Origin of the sequence: Isoalcanivorax indicus (genome assembly GCF_003259185.1) — a bacterium.
GTDB lineage: Bacteria > Pseudomonadota > Gammaproteobacteria > Pseudomonadales > Alcanivoracaceae > Isoalcanivorax > Isoalcanivorax indicus.
In genome coordinates, this window is record NZ_QGMP01000001.1 from 1,424,314 (window position 1) to 1,445,918 (window position 21,605).

The window sequence follows — 21,605 nt, forward strand, 5'->3', positions numbered from 1 at the left end:
TCGAGGCCTGATGTGCTGAAAGATATTCCGTTATTGCCACTGCGAGATGTGGTGGTTTATCCCCATATGGTCATCCCGTTGTTTGTCGGGCGAGCCAAATCCATTCGTGCCCTTGAAGTCGCCATGGCGGGCGACAAGCAGGTCCTGCTGGTGGCGCAGCGTAATGCGTCTGACGATGATCCGGGTGCGGAAGCGCTGCACCGGGTAGGCACCGTCTCCAGCATCCTGCAGATGCTGCGCCTGCCTGACGGTACCGTGAAGGTGCTGGTGGAAGGCAGCGAGCGTGCCCATGTGGTGCGTGTCGACTTCAACGACGAATGTGCTGTCGCCGATGCGCGCGAGCTGGGCGAACGCCTGCCACCGGACAATGAAGCCGAGGCATTGAGCAAGACGTTGCTTGAGCAGTTCGAACAGTACGTGCGCCTGTCCAAGAAAGTCGCCCCGGAAATCGTCAGTTCGGTGTCGTCCATTGACGAACTCAGCCGCCTGGCCGACACCATCGCGGCCCACCTTCAGCTCAAGCTGGAAGAAAAGCAGGAAGTCCTGGAGATGGCGGACACCCGCGAGCGGGTGGAGCATCTGATTGCCCTGATGGAATCCGAGATCGACATCTTCAACGTCGAGAAGCGGATTCGTGGCCGGGTCAAGAAGCAGATGGAGCGCAGCCAGCGCGAGTACTACCTGAATGAGCAGATGAAGGCCATTCAGAAAGAACTCGGCGACATGGACGAAGGCGGCAACGAGATCGAGGAACTGGAGCGCCGCATCGGTGCTGCCGGTATGCCCAAGGACGCCCGCGACAAGGCCCAGAGCGAACTGACCAAGCTGAAGATGATGTCACCCATGTCGGCGGAAGCCACGGTGGTGCGCAGCTATCTGGACTGGATGGTGAGCATTCCCTGGAAAAAGCGCAGCAAGGTGCGGCATGACCTGCGCGCGGCCCAGGAAATTCTCGACCAGGATCATTATGGCCTGGAAGAAGTCAAAGACCGCATTCTCGAATTCCTGGCCGTGCAGAGCCGTGTCGGCAAGGTCAAGGGTCCGGTGCTGTGCCTGGTAGGCCCGCCCGGGGTGGGCAAGACCTCCCTGGGGCAGTCCATTGCCAAGGCCACCAACCGCAAGTTTGTGCGCATGGCGCTGGGTGGCGTGCGCGATGAAGCCGAAATCCGTGGGCACCGCCGCACCTATATCGGTTCCCTGCCGGGCAAGGTGATGCAGAAGCTGTCCAAGGTGGGGGTGCGCAACCCGCTGTTCCTGCTCGACGAAGTCGACAAGATGGGCATGGACATGCGTGGTGATCCGTCGTCGGCCTTGCTGGAAGTGCTTGATCCGGAACAGAACAATTCCTTCAACGACCACTATCTGGAAGTGGACTACGATCTGTCCGAGACATTGTTCGTGTGTACCTCCAATTCCATGAACATTCCCGCACCGCTGCTGGATCGTATGGAAGTGATTCGCATCCCCGGCTATACCGAGGATGAGAAGGTCAATATTGCGCGCCAGTATCTGGTGCCCAAGCAGTGCGAGGCCAACGGCCTGAAGAAGGATGAACTGCGCTTCGATGACGACTCGCTGCGGCATATCATTCGCCACTACACCCGGGAAGCCGGCGTGCGGGGCCTGGAGCGCGAGATCAGCAAGGTGTGCCGCAAGGTGGTCAAGGAACACCTGCTGGCCAACAGCGCCGAGCCGGTGTCCATCGAAGGCGAAGACATCGAGCAGTACCTGGGGGTACGCAAGTACAGCTTCGGCCGTGCCGAGGAACAGGATCAGATCGGTCAGGTCACAGGGCTGGCCTGGACCTCTGTCGGCGGCGAACTGCTGACCATTGAAGGGGTCTCTACCCCGGGTAAGGGGCTGGTGACCATGACCGGCTCCCTGGGCGATGTCATGCAGGAGTCGATCCGGGCGGCCTATACGGTGGTCAAGAGTCGTGCTCGCACGCTGGGTATCCGTCGTCGGCAACTGGAACGGAACGATTTCCATATTCATGTGCCTGAAGGAGCAACACCGAAGGATGGTCCCAGCGCCGGTGTCGCCATGTGTACGTCACTGGTGTCGGTCCTGACGGGTATTCCGGTCAAGGCGGAAGTGGCGATGACCGGCGAGATCACCCTGCGTGGCCAGGTGCTGCCCATTGGCGGCCTCAAGGAAAAGCTGCTTGCGGCGCATCGGGGTGGTATCCGTACGGTACTGATTCCCCAGGAAAATGAACGTGATCTGAAGGAAATTCCGGAGAACATCAAGTCGTCGCTCGATATTCGTCCGGTAAAATGGATCGACCAGGTTCTCGAAGTGGCACTCCAGCATATGCCGACGCCACTGAGTGAAGCCGAGGTGGAGGAAGAGATCGCCACCGCGGAAGATGGGAAGAAAGGTGACACTGATCGAGTCAGCACCCATTGACAAGTGAAGTTTTTTGCTGAATTGATCAGCAAATGTAAATGCTCGGACTCTCTGGAGGCCGCTTTCTTGACGGGTTTCAGGCCCGTTGGTATAAAGTCGGCTTCCATATCAGGGACGTGACGAGCGCTCCAGTGAAGAACGGGAAATCATAAAAGGGGATTTTCGTGAACAAATCAGAACTGATCGATGCAATTGCAGCTGCAGCAGATATTTCCAAAGCTGACGCCGGCCGCGCACTGGACGCTACCGTGGACGCCATCACCAAGGCGCTCAAGGGTGGTGACAGCGTGTCACTGGTAGGTTTTGGTACCTTCGCCGTGAAGAAGCGTGCCGAGCGAGAAGGTCGTAACCCGCAAACGGGCCAGACCATCAAGATCGCGGCCGCTAACGTGCCGGGCTTCAAAGCCGGCAAGGCCCTCAAGGACGCGGTGAACTGAGTCGTGTACGGGAGCGGTAGTTCAGTTGGTTAGAATACCGGCCTGTCACGCCGGGGGTCGCGGGTTCGAGTCCCGTCCGCTCCGCCAACAGAAAAGCGTATCCTTGACGGGGTGCGCTTTTTTGTTTGAGGCCTGGCGTTGGGCCTGGTACTGAATAATTCGGAGAATACACAATGCAGGGGTTCAGGCGATTCTTGCGCGGTCCGGCAGGCAAGGTCCTGTTGGCGGCGATTATCCTGCCGTTCGTGGTGTCCGCCTTTTATGGCTACTTCACCGGCGGAGGGGGCGGCGACGTGGTCGCCAAGGTAGAGGGTAATTCCATCACCCGCGCGGCGGTCAACAACCGCGTACAACAGGTGCGCCAGAATGTGCGTGCCCAGGCGCCGGATATTGATCCGGACATGCTCGACAATTTCGTCAATGCCAGCATGGTGTTGCAGGGCATGATCAACGAGGTGCTGATGATCAGCGCCGCTCGCGACGCCGGTTTGCGTGTCTCCGAGGAGCAGGCCGCGCGCGAAATCACCCGCACGCCCGACTTCCAGGATCCACAGACCGGACGTTTCTCGCAGCAGGTGTTCGAGCGCACCGTGCGCAGCATCGGCCAGTCCCCGCGCGGCTACATCGCCGCTCTGCGCGAGCAGATGGTGCTGGACCAGTTCCGCAGCGGCATCGAAGACACCGAGTTTGCCTTGCCCTATGAACTGGCTGAAATGCGCCGTCTGGGTGAGCAGCGTCGCGATGTGCGCTATATCCGCGTCAGCGCGGATGCTCTGCGCAGTGAATTCGAGATCAGTGACGAGCAGGTGACAGCGTTCTACGAGGCCAATGCCGACGAGTTCGTTCGCCCGCCGCACTACCAGGTCGAGTACCTGTTGCTGGATCGCAGCGATTTCATGCAGGGCATCAGCTTCTCCGAGGAAGAAATCCGCGAGGAGTACAGTGTCCGCCGCGAGATGATCGAGCGTGCCGCTTCCAGCGCCGAGCGCCGTCGTATATCGCATATCCTGCTGACCGGCAGCGATGCTGAGTCCCGCGCCGAAGCACTGCGCGAGCAACTGGCCGACGGCGCCGACTTCGCCGCACTGGCGGCCGATGCCTCGGCCGACGCGGCCACGGCGTCTGCGGGCGGTGATCTGGGTACGGTTGCGCGAGGCGACCTGCCTGAGGAGATGGAGACAGCGGCGTTTTCCCTGGCCGAGGGCGAGGTGTCCTCGCCTGTGGCCAGTGACGCCGGGGTGCACCTGATCAAGGTCACGCGCATCCAGCGCCGTGAGCTGCCTGGTTTTGCCGAGATGCGCGACAATATCGAGCAGGACATGAAATCGGCCCAGGCTGAAGCCGAGCTTAACGAGCGCGTGATGCGTCTTGAAGAGCTGGCCTTCGAACACCCGGATCTGCAGGTGCCTTCCGAAACGCTGGAGCTGACGTTGCGCCGCACCGGCTTCTTCTCGCTCGATAATCCGGAGGGCATTGCCCGCGAGCAGGCCGTGCGTGCCGAGCTGAACAATCCGGCGGTGCGCGAGCGTGGTCAGAACAGCCGCCTGATCGAGTTGAGCCCGACCCGTTATGCGGTAGTTCGCGTTGCCGACTCGCAACCGGCGGAGCCGATTCCGCTGGCAGAAGTGCGTGACCGTATCGTGCGCCGCTTGCAGCTGCGTGAGGCCTACGAGCGCATCGAGGCCATGCTGGCCGAGGGCGAGTCGACTCTGGCCGAGGGCGGCGATCTGGATGCCCTGGCAGCGCTGTGGCAGCGTGATGTGAGCACGGCGTCCGATCTGGAGCGTGGCGCCAGCAATCCCGATCGGGAACTGGTTGATCGCGCCTTCCGTTTGCCGCGTCCGGCTGATGAGGGCGAGCGGCCGCTGGAGATCATCCGTCTGGGCAATGGCGACCTGGCGGCACTGTCTCTGGATGCGGTGCGGGATGGTGACCCTGAAGGTCTGACGCCGGAACAGACGGCACAGGCGTTGGCGCAGCTGGGCGAGATGGAAGGCGAGCGCAGCTTCCGCCACACCGTGGCCTGGCTCCGCGAAAGCGGCAAGATTCGCCAGTACCCGGAACGGCTGGCAGGCAACGACGTCGAATAAGTGGTTGGTCGCTTGAAGAAAAAGCCCCGCTTGCGGGGCTTTTTTTGTGGGCGCTCATGCACGGCTATGTGGTTCGCTGGGAGGCCGGTCCGTTCGGGAGGTTTGGTGGTGATGGCCCTCGGGGGGCGGGTAAGGGTTTTCTGGACACGCCGCAAGTACATCCATGTAGGCTCTCGTTCGGCATCCATGCCTCTCGAAGGTCCAGAAAACCCTTACCCGCCCCCCGAGGGCCGTCACGCGCAGCCCTATCTTCAAGCGGGCAGATGGCCGACGGTGTTGTTCCTCCAGCACGCGCTATCACCACTGAACGCAGAATCTCGCACCGGCGTTGAGGCGGGGTGCGCCCTGTAGGGACATCTTTGCCCAGGGATGGGCAAAGAAAGAGCGCCCATGGACGGCTTGAGCGGTCCCGGAAGGGCGTACCCCGCCTCAACGCCTCCCCGCTGGAGGGGCAGGAGTTCGGTTACTCCTCTTCAATCACACCTGACATGGCCGAGGTATTGGCCCCCGCATCCACATAGGTGATTTCGCCCGTGATGCCGGAGGCCAGATCGGAGCACAGGAAGGCCGCTACATTGCCGACTTCCTCGATGGTTACATTGCGACGCAACGGTGCCTTGTTGGCGTTGTGGTCAAGCATGCTGCGGAACTTCTTGATGCCCGAAGCCGCCAGCGTGCGGATCGGCCCGGCAGAAATGCAATTTACCCGAATGCCTTCCGGGCCCAGGCTGGCCGCCAGGTAGCGCACACTGGCTTCCAGGCTGGCCTTGGCCATACCCATGACGTTGTAGTTGGGCACGGTCTGCTGCGACGCATGATAGCTCAGCGTCAGCAGACTGCCGTTGCGGCCCTTCATCATCGCGTGGCCAGCCTTGGCCAGTGCGACGAAGCTGTAGCTCGAAATGTCGTGGGAGATATGGAATCCCTCGCGGGTCGCCACCTCGACAAAGTTGCCGTCCAGTTCACTGGCCGGGGCGAAGCCCACGGCGTGGATGATGCCGTCCAGACCATCCCAGTGCTTGCCCAGTGAGGCGAACACGGCATCGATTTCTGCATCGCTGGCCACGTCACAGGGAAAACACAGCTCCGGGCGACCACCGAATGCGTTGGCGGCCTTTTCCACGCGGGTCTTGAGTTTGTCGTTCTGGTAGGTGAAAGCGAGTTCGGCGCCTTCGCGGTGCATGGCTTCGGCGATGCCCCAGGCGATGGATTTGGTGCTGGCGATACCGACGATCAGATAACGTTTACCGGCAAGAAAGCCCATGGTGGTTCCTCTTGAAAGCGATCTGGGGGCAATGTAGCGGAAAGCTGCGGCGGCTGCATTGCTCAAATGCAACAAATTCCACCCGGAGCCGGCTCAGCTCAGGGCATGGACCCGGGTGGAAAAGGCGGCCTCAATCAGGGTGCGAGTATAGAGGTGTTGCGGATCGCGGAAGATGGCCTCTGTGGGGCCTTGCTCCAGCGCCTTGCCGTCGCGCATGACCACCAGCTGGTGGCTGATGGCACGGACCAGCTTCAGGTCGTGGCTGATGAAGATATACGACAGCCCGTGACGTTCCTGCAGATCGCGCAGCAGTTCCAGGACCTGATGCTGGACGCTGCGGTCCAGTGCAGAGGTGGGTTCATCCAGAATCAGCAGTTCGGGTCGCAGGATCAGGGCGCGGGCAATGGCGATCCGCTGGCGTTGGCCGCCGGAAAACTCGTGCGGGTAGCGGTGTTGCCAGTCGGCGGGCAAGCCGACTTCCCCCAGGATGGTGGCGACTTCGGCGGCGCGTTCGGCGGCCTTCATGTCGGGGCGGTGCACCTGTAAACCCTCCCCGATGATCTGGCCTACGGTCATGCGCGGGTTCAGCGTGCCCCAGGGGTCCTGGAAGACGACTTGCAGGCGCGCGCGCCAGGGGGTCATGGCGCGGCGGTCCAGCGGGTCAAGGCGAGCGCCGTCCATCTCGATCTCACCGCGGCTTTCGATCAGGCGCAATATTGCCATGGCCAGGGTGGATTTGCCGCTGCCGCTTTCGCCCACGATGCCGAGGGTTTCGCCACGACGGACCAGGGTGTCCACACCGTCCACGGCGCGGAACCAGCTCTTGCTGCCGAAGAAGCTTTTCGGCCCCTGCCGGAACCAGACGCGTAAATCCCGGGTACGCAGGTGCTCGGGGCGTGTTGCATCGGGGATCGGCGGTGTGCCGCCGGGTTCGGCGGCAAGCAGGTGACGGGTGTAATCGGCGGCGGGAGCCTGCATGACCTGAGCGGTAGGGCCCTGTTCGACGATCTGGCCGCGATGCATGACCGCAACATCCTCGGCGTAACGGCTCACCAGACCCAGATCATGGGTAATCAGCAATACCGCCAGGCCCATCTCCTGCTGCAGCTGTTTGATCAGATCCAGGATGCCGGCCTGCACGGTCACGTCCAGCGCGGTGGTGGGCTCGTCGGCAATCAGCACGGTGGGGTCATTGGCCAGCGCCATGGCGATCATGACGCGCTGCCGCTGGCCGCCGGACAGCTGGTGCGGGTAGCGGCCCAGCAGGGTCTCGGGTTTTGGCAGGTGTACCTTGTCCAGCAGGGCCAGTACGCGCTTGCGGGTGGCGCTGCGGCTCAGGCCCTGATGCACGGCGATGCTTTCGCCGATCTGTTTTTCCACCGTGTGCAAGGGGTTCAGGGCGCTCAGGGGTTCCTGGAAGATCATGCCGATACGGCCGCCGCGCAGGCCGCGCAACTGCTGTTCGTTCAGATGCAGTATGTCGCGATCTTCGAAGGTCATGGCGCTGGCGCTGACCTGGGCTTGCGGCGGCAGCAGGCGCAGCAGGGAGAGGGCGGTCACGGATTTGCCGGACCCGGATTCCCCGACCAGCGCCAGCATGCGTCCGGCATGCAGGGTCAGGGATACCTGATCCACCACCGGATCGCCGGTGCCGAAGCGGACGCTGAGGTTTTCGATCTGCAGTCGGCTCATTGCAGGTATTTCCTCGGGTCGAAGGCATCGCGCACCGCTTCACCGATAAAGATCAGCAGTGACAGCAGGAACGCCAGGGACACGAAGGCACTGATGCCCAGCCAGGGGGCGTGCAGGTTGGCCTTGCCCTGACCCAGCAGCTCGCCCATGGAAGGGGAGCCGGGCGGCAGGCCAAAGCCGATGAAGTCCAGGGTGGTGAGCATGATGATGGCGCCGTTGAGGATGAAGGGCACAAACGTCAGGGTGGCGACCATGGCGTTGGGCAGCATGTGCCGCCACATGATGGTGGGTGTGGGCACCCCCAGGGCCTTGGCGGCGCGCACATAATCCATGTTGCGGCAGCGCAGGAATTCGGCGCGCACCAGATCGACGAGCGACATCCATGAAAACAGCAGCATGATCAGCAGCAACCACCAGAAATTCGGGGTCACGAAACTGGAGATGATGATGATCAGGTAGAGGATCGGCATGCTCGACCAGATTTCCAGAAAGCGTTGGCCAGCCAGGTCAATCCAGCCGCCGAAGTAGCCCTGGATGGCGCCCACGGCGATGCCGATAACGCTGCTGGCAAAGGCGAGTATCAGACCGAACAGCACCGAGGTGCGGAAGCCGTAGATGATCCGCGCCAGCACATCGCGTCCCTGATCATCGGTGCCAAGCCAGTTTTCGCCAGAAGGCGGTGCAGGGGAGGGTACGGTGAGATCATAGTTGATGGTGCTGTAGCTGAAACGGATCAGCGGCCAGATCATCCAGCCGTCGTCTTCGATCAGCTCGCGAACGAAGGGGTCGCGGTAGTTGGTTTCCGTTTCGAACATGCCGCCAAAGGTGGTCTCGGGATAGCTGTGCAGCACCGGTAAATAGAAGTTGCCCTGGTAGCTCACCAGCAGCGGCTTTTCGTTGGCGATGAGTTCGGCGCCCATGCAGATGACGAACACGGCCGCGAAGATCCACAGCGACCAGTAGCCGCGACGGTTGGCCTTGAAGGTCTGCCACTGGCGCTGGTGTACGGGATTACTGAAGACCATCAGTTGTCCCTCCGCTCGAAGTCGATGCGAGGGTCCACCAGCACATAGGTCAGGTCGCTGATCAGCTTCAGCACCAGCCCGATCAGGGTAAAGATGAACAGGGTGCCGAAGACCACCGGGTAATCGCGGCTGATCACGGCTTCAAAGCCGAGCAGGCCGAGTCCGTCAAGGGAGAAGATATATTCGATCAGCAGCACGCCGGTGAAGAAGACGCCGACAAAGGCAGCCGGGAAGCCGGCAATGATGATGAGCATGGCGTTGCGGAACACATGGCGGTAGAGCACCTGGTTTTCCGTCAGCCCCTTGGCGCGGGCGGTCTGCACATACTGCTTGCTGATTTCATCGAGGAACGAGTTCTTGGTGAGCATGGTCAGGGTGGCGAAGTTGCCGATGACGATGGCAATCGTGGGCAGGGTAATATGCCAGAAGTAATCGAGAATCTTGCCGCCAAAGGTCAGTTCCTCAAAGTTATCCGAGGTCAGGCCACGCAGCGGGAACCAGTCCAGGTAGCTGCCGCCGGCAAACAGCACTACCAGCAGAATGGCGAACAGGAAGCTGGGAATGGCGTAGCCGACAATGATCAGGCTGCTGCTCCAGACATCGAAGGGAGAGCCGTGGCGCACGGCCTTGCGGATGCCCAGCGGGATCGAGACCAGATAGGTGATCAGCGTGCTCCACAGCCCCAGCGAGATGGATACCGGCAAGCGTTCGCGTACCAGTTCCACCACGCTGCGGTCGCGATAGTAGGATTCGCCGAAGTCGAAGCTGGCGTAGTTGCGGATCATCAGCCAGAAGCGCTCGTGGGCGGGCTTGTCGAAGCCGTACATCTTCTGAATGCGCTCCAGCAGCTCGGGGGGCAATCCCTGGGAGCCGCGATAGCCGCCTTCACCGCTGCCGACGAAATCGGCCCGGCTCCCGGCAAACTGACCGCCGGTGCTGCTTTCGATGCCGCGCAGTTCGGCCACCATGCGCTCTACCGGGCCGCCGGGGGCGGCCTGAACGATGATGAAGTTCAGCAACAGGATGCCGAACAGGGTGGGAATGATCAGCAGCAGCCGACGCGCAATATAGCGACTCATTCAGCGTCCTTGTGCCACCAGGTATCGAGCGGCAGCCCATGGGGCGCCGGTTTGCCCGGATGGGCCAGATGTTTCCAGTAAGCAATACGGAAATGGTCGGTGTACCAGTTGGGAATCACGTAGTGCCCCCATTGCAGGGCGCGGTCCAGCGCGCGCACACGAGTCACCAGTGCATCACGGTCGGCGGCGCTGATCACCAGGTCGACCAGCGCATCAATGGCGGGGTCCTGCAGGCCGAGAAGGTTGCGCGAATCCGGCCGGTCCGCCGCGCTGGAGTGCCAGAAGTCGCGCTGCTCGTTGCCCGGAGAATTGGACTGGGGGAAGACATTCACCACCATGTCGAAATCGAAGCGGCGCAACCGCTCGATATACTGGGTGTGGTCCACGCGGCGTACTTCGGCACGCACGCCCAGGCCGCGCAGGTTATTGGCAAAGGGCAGCGATACGCGCTCCCAGGTGGCGCTGTCGATCAGGATCTCGAAACGCACCGGCTGGCCGTCGGGTGTATGCAGTTGACCGTTGCGCAGTGTATAGCCTGCTTCGCGCAACAGGGTCTGGGCACGTAACAGGTTGTCCCGCGGGCGGCCACTGCCATCGCTCTTCGGCGGGTTGTACACCGAGGTAAAGACCTCTTCCGGCAGCTTGTCACGCAGTGGCTCGAGGATCGCCAGTTCATCCTTGCCGGGCAGGCCCTCTGCGGCCAGTTCGGAGTTCTCGAAGTAGCTGCGGGTGCGACGATATTGATTGTGGAACAGGTTCTGATTGGTCCATTCGAAATCAAAGGCGTAGGCCAGTGCCTTGCGCAGCGTGCGGTCCTGGAACAGCGGGCGGCGCAGATTGTAGGTGAAGGCCTGCATGCCCGAGGGCAGGTCATGATCAAAGGTGTCCATGATGATGTCGCCCCGGCTCAGGGCGGGACCCTGGTAGCCGTTCGCCCAGTTGGCGGCCACGTTCTCCAGGCGCAGGTCGTAACGGCCACCCTTGAAGGCTTCCAGGGCGACAGTGTCATCCAGGAAGTATTCGTAGCTGATCCGGTCAAAGTTGTGGCGGCCACGGTTGACCGGCAGGTCCTTGCCCCAGTAATCAGTGCGGCGTTCATAGACCACGCGTTTGCCGGGGTCGTGGCTGACGATCCGGTAGGGGCCGCTGCCCAGGGGCGGCTCCAGGGTGCCGCGCTCGAAATTGCGCTCTTCCCAGTAGTGTTTCGGCAGTACCTGCATCTGGCCAACGATCAAGGCCAACTCGCGGTTGTCGCCGCCACTGAAGCTGAAGCGCACCCGGTGTTTGTCCAGGGCCTCGACCTTTTCCACATCGCCGTAATAGAAGCTGTAGAAAGGCTGTCCTTTTTCCGTCAGCAGCGTGAAGGTATAGACGACATCCTCGGCAGTGACCGGCTTGCCGTCGGCAAAACGGGCTTCCTCGCGCAGGTGATAAATGACCCAGCTGCGGTCCTCGGGCATTTCGATGCGTTCTGCCAGCAGGCCGTATTGGGTGAAAGGCTCATCGCTGCTGCTGGTGGTCAGGGTATCGTAGAGCATGCCCAGACCGGCTGCGGGGGAGCCTCGGGAGATGAAAGGGTTGAAACTGTCGTAGGTGCCGATGGTGTGTCGACGCAGGCGCCCGCCTTTGGGCGCATCCGGATTGACGTAATCAAAGTGGGCGAAGTCAGCGGGGTATTTGGGTTCACCATGCATGGCGATAGCGTGTTCGCCCGGGGCGGCACTCAGGCCATGGCTGAACAGGCCGGCCAACAGCGCCGGCAGAAGCACTCGTTTCATCACGTCTTGTCACCCTAGTCTGTTTTTTTCCACCAGGTCTCGGTACCCAGTATGTAGGGCATGGGCGCATCCGGGCGACCGAACTTGTCCCACCATGCCAGCCGGTGGTGATCAATGTACCAGTGCGGCACTGAATAATGCTGCCAGAGTAGCACGCGGTCCAGTGCCTGCATGGCAGCGCGGTAATCGGCGTCAGTTTCTGCGGCCATGCTGGCGTCTATCAATGCATCCACTACCGGGTCACTGATGCGTGAATAGTTGCGGCTGCCCGCCATGTCTGCACTTGATGAATGCAGGTAGTCACGCAGTTCCGGTCCGGGATAGGCGCGCTGCGGCAACACAAAAATCGTGATGTCGTAGTCGAACCGGTCGAGGCGCTCCTTGTAACTGGCCGGGTCCAGGGGACGATAACTGGCCTGGATGCCGACGCGTTCAAGGTTGCGCAGATACGGTTCCACCACACGCGCCATACCGGGTGTCTGATAATTGAGAATTTCCAGGCGCAAAGGTTCCCCGCTGTCACGGTGTACCAGATGACGCCCCTGGATGCGGTAACCGGCCTCTTGCAGCAGCGCGATGGCCTGCTGCATGCGCTCACGGATGTTCCCCGAGCCATCACCCTGCGGGTGCTGGAAAGGTCGGGTGAAGAGTTCGGCGGGCAGGCGCTCGCGGAAGGGTTCCAGCAATGCCAGCTCGCGTCCCTGGGGCACACCGGTCGCGCTGTTGAGGCTGTTCGGGAACCAGCTCTCGGAGCGTGCATAGGCATCGTTGAAGATGGCGCGGTTGGTCCACTCGAAATCGAACAGCAGGTTCAGGGCCTCGCGCACACGGCGATCATGCAGTGGCGGGCGGCGCTGGTTGATGAAGAAGGCCTGGGTGCCCTTGGGCACACTGTGTGGAATTTCGGCCCGCTGGATACGGCCACGGCGCACGGCCGGGAAGCTGTAGGCGGTGGCCCAGTGCTTGGCCACATAGTCCAGATGCACATCGTAGCCGCCGGTCTTGAAGGCCTCGAAGCCCACCTGGGCATCGCGGTAGAAATCGAAAACCACCTCATCGAAGTTGTAGCGGCCGCGATTGACCGGCAGGTCGCGGGCCCAGTAGTCCTCGACCCGTTCAAACACGATCTGCCGTCCCGGGCGGACGCGCGCGATGCGGTAGGGGTTGCTGACCACCGGGGGCTCCAGCGTGGCGCCGAAGTCACGTTCGGCCCAGTAATGGGCGGGCAGCACGGGCAGGTCGCCAAGAGCGAGCGGCAGATCCCGGCGCCCTTCACCGGTCAGGGTGAAGCGCACCCGGTGGCTGTCCAGCACCTCGGCCCCGGTGACGTCGCTGAGCATCAGGGCATAGCGTGGATGACCCTGTTCACGCAGCAGATCAAGGGAAAAGACAACGTCTTGTGCGGTAATCGGAGTGCCGTCGTTGAAGCGCGCTTCCTCGCGCAGGTGAAAGATCACCCAGTCGAGGCTGGCCGGGTACTCCACCGTATGGGCGATCAGCCCGTAGGCGCTGCTGGGTTCGTCACCGACCCGGTTATGGGCACCGCTGCCCATCAGCAGGGTATCGGTGGTCTCCAGAAAGCCGAACACCGAGGCCCCCGGGGTGCCGGCCAGGCTGCGGCCGGTCATGACATAAGGGTTGAGGCTGTCGAAGGTGCCGAAGCCAAACAGCTTCAGTGTGCCGACTCGGGGCGCGTCGGGATTGACGTAATCGAAGTGCTCGAAGTCAGCGCCATAACGCAGTTCCCCGAAGGGGCTGTAACCGTGGCTGCGGGTGACCGGATCCTCTTCCCGCCCGCTGGCCTGCGCGCTGAGCGCCAGCAGCCACAGCAGGGCGGGCCACAGGTGCATGGCGGGTCGCATGACAGTCATCCTCGGCTCTCTCCTTGTTGTCCTGCCGTGGTCATGCCGGCCTTCGGTACGCCGGATCAGGGGGCGTCGCGGATGTCTACGTACAGCGTCAGTTGTTGCCCCGGTTGCAGGAAGCGATTGCGATCAATGTTGTTCCAGCTGCTGATCTGGTTTACCGACACATTGAAGCGGTTGGCGATGGCATGCAAGGAGTCCCCTCGACGCACTGCATAGTTGATACGGCGCACCATATCGGGGCGATTGCCGTTGCTGTTCGCGGCCGGCGCGGCCTCGCTGCTCCAGATGGCCAGTTCCTGACCGACACGCAGCGTGTCGCCCGGGGCCATCTGGTTCCAGGCGGCCAGCTCGCGCACGCCGACCTTGTAGTGGCGCGACAGGCCCCACAGGGTGTCGCCGTTGGTGACCCGATGGGTGATCTGCTGGCGGCCGCTGACAGCACGGTTCTGGCGTGCGTCCAGACGTGCCTCGGCACTCAGGGTGTAGCTGTCCGGGTCGCGCGCCGGGCGCGGAATGAGCAGAGTGTTGCCGGCGACGATGGTGTTGCCGCGCAGGCGGTTCACTTCGCGCAGCATCTCCGGGGTGGTCTGGTGGCGGTTGGCGATGCTGATCAGGCTGTCACCCCGGGCGATGGTGTAGCGCTCCCAGCGCATGCGCTGTTCCGGCGGCAGGCCCGCCACGCGCTCACGGAAGGCTTCAGCCCGGTCGGCCGGCACCAGCAGCCGGTGCGGGCCGTTCGGTGAAGTGGCCCAGCGGTTATAGGCCGGGTTCAGCATGTAGATTTCTTCCAGTGACACCTCGGCCATCTCTGCGGCCTGGGCCAGGTCCATCTGGCCGCCGATATCCACGGCTTCGAAGTAGGGCGTGTCGGGGATGGCCTGCAAGGTCACACCGTACGCTTCCGGATCGCGCACGATCTGGGCCAATGCCAGCAGTTTCGGTACATAGGCCATGGTTTCGGCGGGCAGGCGCAGGTTCCAGTAGTCGGTGGGGCGGCCGGCATTGCGATTGCGGGTAATGGCGCGGTTCACGTTGCCGCCACCGGCGTTGTACGACGCCAGCGCCAGCAGCCAGTCACCGCCAAAGCGGTTGGACAACTGCTGCAGGTAGGTCAGCGCGGCGTCGGTGGAATCGATGATGTCGCGACGGCCATCGGACCACCAGTCCTGGTCCAGGCCGAAGTGACGGCCAGTGGAGGGGATGAACTGCCAGGGACCGGAAGCGCGGCCATGGGAGTAGGCAAACGGATCAAAGGCGCTCTCGACGATGGGCAGCAGTGCCATTTCCATCGGAATGTTGCGGGCCTCGGCTTCCTCGACGATATGGTGCAGATAGCGCTCGGCGCGGGTGGCGACCCGGTCGAGGTAGCCCTGATGGCGGGCATACCAGTTGCGCTGGGCGGTGATCCGGTCGTTGTCCACGTCCAGATCCAGGCTGAAGCCGGCGCGGACCCGGTCCCACAGGTCGGCATCGCTCTTCGGGGTGGCTTCCGGATCGGGGTCAGGATGGCCGCTGAGCACCACCGGGTCAGGGGACAGCTCAGTGGCCGCCGGCATGGGATCCAGATCGTCAATGGCCGGTCGCAGGCTGCAACCGGTCGTGCTTGTCGTGATAACCCCGAGGCCAACAAGGCCCAGCATCAGAAGTGTGTATCGCATTGTAAGGCAGGACTCCGCAGGCCCCGGATGGTCGGGGCGCGTCTATGGTTGTTATGACCGATGCAACTCGGATGCCACATTCTATGTAGCGGTTGCTTACCCGGGCAAGCCGGGCTGCGGTCGGTTCACGCCGTGCATCAGAACTGGTCTTTCCACTGACGCAACTGGGCAAATACTGCCGTATCACCGTCCAGAGCGTGTCCGGCCCGGCGCGTGGCTGCCGCCTGCAGCGCGGGTTCGCCCACGCGCAGGAACGGGTTGCTGCGACGCTCGTCGGCCAGGGTCACTGGCAGGGTGACGTCGCCCGCTTCGCGCTTGTGGACCATGTCCGCGAGCCGTTGGTTCACGGCTTCATCGTCAGGCGTCACCGCCTGGGCAAAACGCAGGTTCGAGACCGTATATTCATGGGCGCAGCAGACCCGCGTATCGTCAGGCAGGGCGGCCAGACGCTGCAGCGACGCATGCATCTGCGCCGGCGTGCCCTCAAACAGCCGCCCGCAGCCTGCGGCAAACAGGGTGTCGCCGCAAAACAGCACGGGTTGGCCTGTGTCGGCGGTATAGAAGGCGATATGGCCCAGCGTGTGACCGGGCACATGCAGCACCTGGAAGTGCAGCGCCGGTGCGCTCAGCGTCACCGTGTTGCCATCCTCCAGCGCGTGAGTGCGGCCGGGAATGGTCTCGCTGGCCGGGCCATACACCGGGACCTCGCCGTCCCCGCGCTCGCGCGCGGCGTCCAGCAGGGCGTGAATGCCGCCCACATGGTCCGGGTGGTGGTGGGTAATCAGCAGGGCACGCAGCGCAAGCCCCCGGTCGGTCAGGTAATCGATCACCGGGGCGGCATCGCCGGGATCGACCACCAGAGCCTGGCCCTGAGCGTCGGCGAGCACCCAGATGTAATTATCAGCAAATGCGGGTACAGGATGTAGTGTCAGCATGCCGCCATGGTAGGGAAGCGCTGACGGCGACGCCAGTGGTGAGCTGCGGTAGACTGTGAGTCAGAACTGGCAGGAGGTGGTCATGGGCATTCCCCGACTCATTCGCACACCCTTCCGGAGGCACCCGCCGGATACGGGCGCGGCCTTCGAGCGCTGGCTGCAGAGCCCGCTCGGCGAGCGTTTGCTGGCCGCCGAGCGGGCTGTGCTGGCGGACGTCCTGCCGCGCTTGCCGGGTGTGCGCGCCCTGCAATGTACCGTCGGCGCGCCGCAGCCGTTGCTGGATGAGAGCGTGGCGCCGCTGCACTGGTCTCTGGGGCGCCACGGTGCGGTGGATGTCCGCGCGCGGCCCGCGCAGTTGCCGCTGCAGCGCAACAGCCTGGATCTGGTCCTGTTGCACCACAGCCTGGATTTTGAAGATGATCCCCATCTCTTGCTGGGCGAGGCGGCGCGCGTACTGCAACCCGGTGGGGCACTGGTGGTGGTTGGCTTCCAGCCGCTCAGCCTGTGGGGCCTGACCCGGCTGCTGCGCCTGACATCGGCCAGGGTGCCGTGGATTGCCCGTTTCATCCGCCCGCACCGGGTCAGTGACTGGCTGCATGTACTGGCCTGCGAGGTGGAAGGCTTCGAAAGCAGCCTGCATGGCTGGCCCCGGGTGCCGCGTCGGCCAGAGCGGCGCAGCTGGCTGGAGCGCCTGGGCGGGCGCTTCTGGACACAGCACGGCGCGTTTTATGTACTGGTGGCACGCAAGCGGGCGGCAATGATGCGGCCGCTGCGGCCACGCTTTGCGCTGCCGCAGGCAGCGCCAAACGTGATCCCGGTGTCCATGGCGCGTTGGCAGCAGCGCACCAGCACCGAGCAGGATTAAGAACGGAGTCGCAGTATTGAAACAGGTTGAGATCTATACCGACGGCGCCTGCCGCGGTAATCCGGGCCCCGGCGGCTGGGGCGCGGTGCTGCGTCGCGGTACGGTGGAAAAGGAGCTGTATGGCGGTGTACCGCAAACCACCAATAACCAGATGGAACTGATGGCGGTGATTCGTGCGCTCGAGGCGCTGAAGGAGCCCTGCGAGGTTACCCTGTACACCGATTCGAAGTATGTGATTGATGGCATCACCCAATGGATCCACGGGTGGAAGCGCAATGGCTGGCGAACCGCCAGCAAGCAGCCGGTCAAGAACGGCGAGATCTGGCAGCAACTGGACAAGGCCACGGCCCGCCACACCATCCAGTGGAAATGGGTCAAGGGCCACAGTGGTCACCCGGAGAACGAACGCGCCGACCAGCTGGCCAACCGGGGTATTGATGAATTGCAGCAGGGAACCCTGACGTCATGACCAGACAGATCGTACTGGATACCGAAACCACTGGCCTGGAGCCCTCCGAAGGCCACCGGATCATCGAGATCGGTTGCGTGGAGATGGTTGGCCGGCGCCTCACCGGCAACGACTGCCATCTGTACATCAATCCCGAGCGCGATATCGATGACGGGGCGCTGGAAGTGCACGGCATTACCCGCGAGTTTCTGGCTGACAAGCCCACCTTCCGCGAGGTGGCAGATGAATTTCTGGCTTATATCGACGGCGCGGAGCTGGTGATCCACAACGCAGCCTTTGATATCGGCTTCCTGAACCATGAACTGCGCCTGCTGGGCGCAGGGAACGGGCGTATCGAAGACCGCTGCACGGTGCTGGATACGCTGGCGCTGGCGCGCAACAAGCACCCGGGCCAGAAAAACAACCTGGATGCGCTGTGTCGTCGCTATGGCATCGACAATTCGCACCGCGAATTGCACGGCGCCCTGCTGGATGCGCAGATCCTGGCCGATGTCTACCTGATCATGACCGGGGGGCAGACACGCCTGTCCCTGGGGGGCAGTGACGCGGCGGCAGGCGGGGAGGCGCAGGCGGAGGTGATCCGGCGCTTGCCCGCCGGGCGCCCGGCGCTGACGGTGGTGCGTGCCAGCGACGCAGAACGGGCTGCCCACGATGCCAAACTGGCGGCGCTCGGCAAGGCCTGCGAAGAGGGCGCGCTCTGGACCCGGCAGCCGCCGGGCCAGTGAGGATCAGGCATGTGTGCCGGTTAACAAATTATCGCCAATTCAGTTGCTTAGGCGCTAAAGTTGACGCATTGTTGGAACCATAACAATTTCAAGGGGTGACGGAGAGTCCATGGTTGCTATTACCAACACCACCTCTCTCACGTTTCTGAAGGATGAGCTGGATGCTACGCTGGGGCAGGCCGAGGCTGCGCTGGAGGCGTTTTCCGAAGACGTCACGCGCACCCGGGAGCTGGGTGTCTGTGTAGAAGCCTTCCACCAGGTACGCGGTATCTGCCAGATGCTGGAGTTGTCAGCCGCTGCGCTGATGGCGGAAGAGATGGAACTGGTGGCCGAGGACATCCCCCGCAATGCCGCCCGGCGCGAGGCGCAGATGGCGGCGCTGGGCAATGCCATCGTGCTGATCGGACGCTATCTCGAGTACGTACAGCTCAAGAACCAGACCTTGCCGGAGCTGTTGATCGGCGGGATCAACGAGTTGCGCCGGGCATCGGGCAAACCCCTGATTCACGAGAGCCATTTCTTCCGCGTTGATGTATCGCGCGAGCGGGTACCTCCGGCCTTGCCCAACAAGAGCGCCCGCGCAGAGGTGTCGCGTTTGTGCCGGCGTTTGCGGCACATGTATCAGGTCGGCCTGCTCGGTGTACTGCGGGGCGACAACAAGGTCAGCCTGAAACTGGCCGGGCGCGCCCTGGGGCGTATCGACCGGCTGTGCGGCAATGCGCCGGTCAGCCGTTTGTGGTGGGTGGCCCGGGGCGCCGTGGAAGCCATGCTCAGCGACGGCATGATCATGACGCCGGCGCGCAAGGCGCTGCTTTCCCAGTATGACCGGCAGATCAAGCGTCTGGTGTATGAGGGCGAGCAGGCCCTGGATGCCGATATTCCGCTGCTGTTGATCAAGGAAAGTGTCTATGTGGTCTCCCTGTGCAGTCATTCCGACGGGGTGATCGGAGAGATCAAGCGTGCCTTCGATGTGAAACCGGCCATGACCGACGCGGTGCTTCAGGAAGAGCTGGCGCTGATGAGCGGCGCCAGCGGTTCGGTCATCCGCACCGTCGCGGTGGCTCTCAAGGAAGAGCTGCGGGATATCCAGACAACGCTGGATATGGCGGCCCAGGGCGCCGCCGACACCAACTACGATGAACTCAGCGACACGCTGCTGCGGCTGTCCGGTTCGCTGGTGATGGTGGGGCAGACCAGTGAGGCCGATCTGATGCGCAAGCGTGCTGCAGAGGTGCGACGCTGGCGGCCGGAGTCCCTGGATCTGGAAGGTATGGCGTTCCAGGGGCTGGTGGATGACCTGCTGACCGTGGAAAACGCCGTGGCCACCCTGGAGCGCAAGTTTGCCCCGGCGGACGATATCAACCGCGAAGTGCGTAACAGCCGCATCTCCCTTTATCAGTTGGATGAAGCACGCATGACGGTAGTGGCGGAATGCCGCGCCGGGGTATCGCTGACCAAGCGTTCCCTGAGCAGCTATATCGACAGCGGCGGTGATCGCATGCATCTGAGCAATGTGCCGGCGGTGCTGGGTGGGGTGGCCGGTGGGCTGACATTCCTTGAGCTCGCCCGGGCCAAGGCCATCGTGGAGGGCTGCCGCACCTATATCGAAGGCAGTCTGCTGGCCGAGAGCAGCAGTGTGCCTGCGCGCGAGCAGATGGAGACCCTGGCCGATGCGATCAGTAGCATCGACTACTATCTGGAGAGCATCGAAGAGTACAAGCCGATCGGTGACGCCGTGCTGGATGTGGCCGATGAGAGCCTGGCCGAACTCGGCGTGCCGGTACGGCGGCCGGTGGCGGAAACGGCCTGATGCAACCGCATCACCCGGATCTGGAATTTGCCAGCAATGCGCCTGCGGAGGCCGACGGCCCGGCGCTCTGGTTCGTGATAGGCGATGGTCGGCTGCTGGTCTGTGAAGACCCGGCCCTGCCGCTGCTGCCGGAAGCGCCTCATCTCGGTCTGTTCGGTCTGGATGATCTGCCCCCTCAGTACCTCGGTCGCTTGCGCCAGCAGCATTGCTACGCGGTGGCGCTGGACGATACCTCACGAGTGCCGGCCGGTTTCTACCTGGAGCAGTTGCGGCGTTTGCTGGGGCAACTCGATGAAATGACTTTCGCGATGGCCGGGCGTGCCTCTCAGGTGGTCACCTGGCATCGCAATCATCGCTTCTGTTCACGGTGCGGCACGCCCGCCCACAATCATGACCACGACCGGGCCATGACCTGTCCGGCCTGCGGGTACACTCAGTACCCCCGTATTTCGCCCTGTGTGATTGCCCTGGTGACCCGTGGTGATGAAGCGCTGCTGGCGCGTGCGGCGCGGTTTCCGGCGCGCTTTTTCAGCTGCCTTGCCGGATTTATCGAGGCCGGGGAAAGCGCGGAACAGGCGGTGCATCGGGAGGTCTGGGAAGAGACGCGTCTGTCCCTGGGGCCACTGCGTTACTACGCCAGCCAGTCCTGGCCTTTTCCGCATGCCCTGATGCTCGGTTTTCATGCAGAGTATGCCGGTGGTGATATCGAGGTCGATGGCGAAGAGATCGTCGAGGCACACTGGTGGCACTATGATGACTTGCCGCCCATACCGCCCACCGGCAGTATTGCCCGGGCATTGATTGAAGACTGGGTGCGGCGACGGCGGGGAAGGAGAGAGGAAACATGAGTTTTTCGGGCGTACCGATCGTCATGATCGTGGTCAGTCTGCTGCTGGTGGCACTGGGTGCCTGGGTGCTGCTGCGCCAGCAGTGGCTGTTGCAGTGGCTCAAGGGCACGGCGGGTCTGCTGATGCTGGGTGGCGCCGTCTACCTGTCGATTCTGGCACTGAATCTCTACAGTTATAACGCCTTGCGCGCAGAGGTGCCGCTGGCCACGGTCAGCTTCCGGGCGCTGGGGCCGCAGAACTTTGTCGCCACGGTGGCACTGCCGGGCGGAGACAGCCATGATTACGCCCTGCGCGGCGACCTGTGGCAGCTGGATACCCGCGTGCTGCACTGGAAAGGCCTGCTGGCGCTGGTGGGTGCGGGCCCCGGTTATCAGCTGGATCGCATCCAGGGGCGTTACCTGGCGCTGGAAGACCAGCGCTCGCGGGAATCCACAACCCACGACATCCACAGCCCCCCGGTGGTGTTCGATATCTGGCGCGGGGCCAGTGAAGGCAGCCTGTTGCTCAGTGGCACCACCCTGAGCGCCGCTTTTCTGCCGATGGCAGATGGCGCCATCTTCGAGGTGGTCTTCCAGCGCGGTCGCCTTGAAGGCCGTCCTCTCAACAGCAGCGCCGAAGCGGCGATGCTGCAGTAGTGTCATTAAAGGAGCATT

The 21,605-nt window shown here is 62.8% G+C and carries 17 protein-coding genes and 1 tRNA gene; 10 read left to right on the forward strand and 8 right to left on the reverse strand.

Going from position 1 to position 21,605, the window contains the following annotated elements:
- Window positions 1–12 precede the first annotated feature (12 nt).
- The 4 genes from lon (at window position 13) to DKW65_RS06530 (ending at window position 4,936) form a co-directional block, all read left to right on the forward strand.
- Complete coding sequence (gene lon / locus DKW65_RS06515; RefSeq protein ID WP_111656488.1) at window positions 13–2,409, forward strand: endopeptidase La; 2,397 nt, start codon at window positions 13–15, stop codon at window positions 2,407–2,409.
- Window positions 2,410–2,573: 164 nt separating this feature from the next.
- Complete coding sequence (locus DKW65_RS06520) at window positions 2,574–2,846, forward strand: HU family DNA-binding protein (RefSeq protein ID WP_111656489.1); 273 nt, start codon at window positions 2,574–2,576, stop codon at window positions 2,844–2,846.
- Between the two features lie 10 nt (window positions 2,847–2,856).
- Window positions 2,857–2,933 (forward strand) — tRNA-Asp (locus DKW65_RS06525).
- 86 nt (window positions 2,934–3,019) lie between these two features.
- Window positions 3,020–4,936 (forward strand): SurA N-terminal domain-containing protein, encoded by a 1,917-nt coding sequence (locus DKW65_RS06530; protein ID WP_111656490.1) that lies wholly within the window; start codon window positions 3,020–3,022, stop codon window positions 4,934–4,936.
- 463 nt (window positions 4,937–5,399) lie between these two features.
- Here DKW65_RS06530 and DKW65_RS06535 read toward each other — a convergent pair whose 3' ends face one another.
- The 8 genes from DKW65_RS06535 to gloB form a co-directional block, all read right to left on the reverse strand.
- The gene (locus DKW65_RS06535) at window positions 5,400–6,200 is read right to left on the reverse strand and encodes an enoyl-ACP reductase FabI (RefSeq protein ID WP_111656491.1); all 801 of its coding nucleotides are present in this window, start codon (window positions 6,198–6,200) and stop codon (window positions 5,400–5,402) included.
- A gap of 93 nt (window positions 6,201–6,293) precedes the next feature.
- Entirely contained in the window at window positions 6,294–7,892 is a 1,599-nt protein-coding gene (locus tag DKW65_RS06540) for an ABC transporter ATP-binding protein (RefSeq protein ID WP_111656492.1), read from the reverse strand.
- Window positions 7,889–8,917, reverse strand: coding sequence for an ABC transporter permease (locus tag DKW65_RS06545; RefSeq protein WP_111656493.1), 1,029 nt, complete (start codon window positions 8,915–8,917; stop codon window positions 7,889–7,891). The genes DKW65_RS06540 and DKW65_RS06545 overlap by 4 nt, the downstream gene beginning before the upstream one ends.
- Window positions 8,917–9,996 carry a microcin C ABC transporter permease YejB gene (locus DKW65_RS06550; protein ID WP_111656494.1) on the reverse strand — a complete coding sequence of 360 codons (1,080 nt, stop codon included), beginning with the start codon at window positions 9,994–9,996 and terminating at the stop codon, window positions 8,917–8,919. The genes DKW65_RS06545 and DKW65_RS06550 overlap by 1 nt, the downstream gene beginning before the upstream one ends.
- Entirely contained in the window at window positions 9,993–11,774 is a 1,782-nt protein-coding gene (locus tag DKW65_RS06555; RefSeq protein ID WP_111656495.1) for an extracellular solute-binding protein, read from the reverse strand. The genes DKW65_RS06550 and DKW65_RS06555 overlap by 4 nt, the downstream gene beginning before the upstream one ends.
- Window positions 11,775–11,788: 14 nt before the next feature.
- Entirely contained in the window at window positions 11,789–13,645 is a 1,857-nt protein-coding gene (locus DKW65_RS06560; RefSeq protein ID WP_111656496.1) for an extracellular solute-binding protein, read from the reverse strand.
- A gap of 56 nt (window positions 13,646–13,701) precedes the next feature.
- Entirely contained in the window at window positions 13,702–15,300 is a 1,599-nt protein-coding gene (locus DKW65_RS06565) for a LysM peptidoglycan-binding domain-containing protein (RefSeq protein ID WP_111656497.1), read from the reverse strand.
- A gap of 137 nt (window positions 15,301–15,437) precedes the next feature.
- Complete coding sequence (gene gloB, locus DKW65_RS06570; RefSeq protein ID WP_111656498.1) at window positions 15,438–16,235, reverse strand: hydroxyacylglutathione hydrolase; 798 nt, start codon at window positions 16,233–16,235, stop codon at window positions 15,438–15,440.
- Between the two features lie 82 nt (window positions 16,236–16,317).
- On the opposite strand from gloB, the gene DKW65_RS06575 reads away from it, so the two are divergent.
- The 6 genes from DKW65_RS06575 (at window position 16,318) to DKW65_RS06600 (ending at window position 21,587) form a co-directional block, all read left to right on the forward strand.
- Complete coding sequence (locus DKW65_RS06575) at window positions 16,318–17,100, forward strand: class I SAM-dependent methyltransferase (protein WP_111656499.1); 783 nt, start codon at window positions 16,318–16,320, stop codon at window positions 17,098–17,100.
- Window positions 17,101–17,116: 16 nt separating this feature from the next.
- Window positions 17,117–17,569 carry a ribonuclease HI gene (gene rnhA / locus DKW65_RS06580; protein WP_111656500.1) on the forward strand — a complete coding sequence of 151 codons (453 nt, stop codon included), beginning with the start codon at window positions 17,117–17,119 and terminating at the stop codon, window positions 17,567–17,569.
- Window positions 17,566–18,294: a DNA polymerase III subunit epsilon gene (dnaQ, locus tag DKW65_RS06585; protein ID WP_111656501.1), complete on the forward strand. Its 729-nt coding sequence runs from the start codon at window positions 17,566–17,568 to the stop codon at window positions 18,292–18,294. The genes rnhA and dnaQ overlap by 4 nt, the downstream gene beginning before the upstream one ends.
- A gap of 109 nt (window positions 18,295–18,403) precedes the next feature.
- A complete protein-coding gene (locus DKW65_RS06590; protein ID WP_111656502.1) occupies window positions 18,404–20,104 on the forward strand; it encodes a FimL-related protein in 1,701 nt (566 codons plus the stop codon).
- Window positions 20,104–20,952, forward strand: a complete 849-nt coding sequence (nudC, locus tag DKW65_RS06595; RefSeq protein WP_111656503.1) for an NAD(+) diphosphatase — start codon at window positions 20,104–20,106, stop codon at window positions 20,950–20,952. Before DKW65_RS06590 ends, nudC begins: the two co-directional genes overlap by 1 nt.
- Entirely contained in the window at window positions 20,949–21,587 is a 639-nt protein-coding gene (locus DKW65_RS06600; protein WP_111656504.1) for a hypothetical protein, read from the forward strand. Before nudC ends, DKW65_RS06600 begins: the two co-directional genes overlap by 4 nt.
- Window positions 21,588–21,605: the final 18 nt, after the last annotated feature.

Coding starts and splice junctions, on each gene's coding strand:
- DKW65_RS06590 (WP_111656502.1), top strand. CDS start 18,404: ATGGTTGCTATTACCAACACCACCTCTCTCACGTTTCTGAAGGATGAG.
- DKW65_RS06545 (WP_111656493.1), bottom strand. CDS start 8,917: ATGGTCTTCAGTAATCCCGTACACCAGCGCCAGTGGCAGACCTTCAAG.
- DKW65_RS06530 (WP_111656490.1), top strand. CDS start 3,020: ATGCAGGGGTTCAGGCGATTCTTGCGCGGTCCGGCAGGCAAGGTCCTG.
- DKW65_RS06560 (WP_111656496.1), bottom strand. CDS start 13,645: ATGACTGTCATGCGACCCGCCATGCACCTGTGGCCCGCCCTGCTGTGG.
- DKW65_RS06550 (WP_111656494.1), bottom strand. CDS start 9,996: ATGAGTCGCTATATTGCGCGTCGGCTGCTGCTGATCATTCCCACCCTG.
- dnaQ (WP_111656501.1), top strand. CDS start 17,566: ATGACCAGACAGATCGTACTGGATACCGAAACCACTGGCCTGGAGCCC.
- DKW65_RS06555 (WP_111656495.1), bottom strand. CDS start 11,774: ATGAAACGAGTGCTTCTGCCGGCGCTGTTGGCCGGCCTGTTCAGCCAT.
- nudC (WP_111656503.1), top strand. CDS start 20,104: ATGCAACCGCATCACCCGGATCTGGAATTTGCCAGCAATGCGCCTGCG.
- DKW65_RS06600 (WP_111656504.1), top strand. CDS start 20,949: ATGAGTTTTTCGGGCGTACCGATCGTCATGATCGTGGTCAGTCTGCTG.
- DKW65_RS06535 (WP_111656491.1), bottom strand. CDS start 6,200: ATGGGCTTTCTTGCCGGTAAACGTTATCTGATCGTCGGTATCGCCAGC.
- gloB (WP_111656498.1), bottom strand. CDS start 16,235: ATGCTGACACTACATCCTGTACCCGCATTTGCTGATAATTACATCTGG.
- DKW65_RS06565 (WP_111656497.1), bottom strand. CDS start 15,300: ATGCGATACACACTTCTGATGCTGGGCCTTGTTGGCCTCGGGGTTATC.
- DKW65_RS06540 (WP_111656492.1), bottom strand. CDS start 7,892: ATGAGCCGACTGCAGATCGAAAACCTCAGCGTCCGCTTCGGCACCGGC.
- DKW65_RS06575 (WP_111656499.1), top strand. CDS start 16,318: ATGGGCATTCCCCGACTCATTCGCACACCCTTCCGGAGGCACCCGCCG.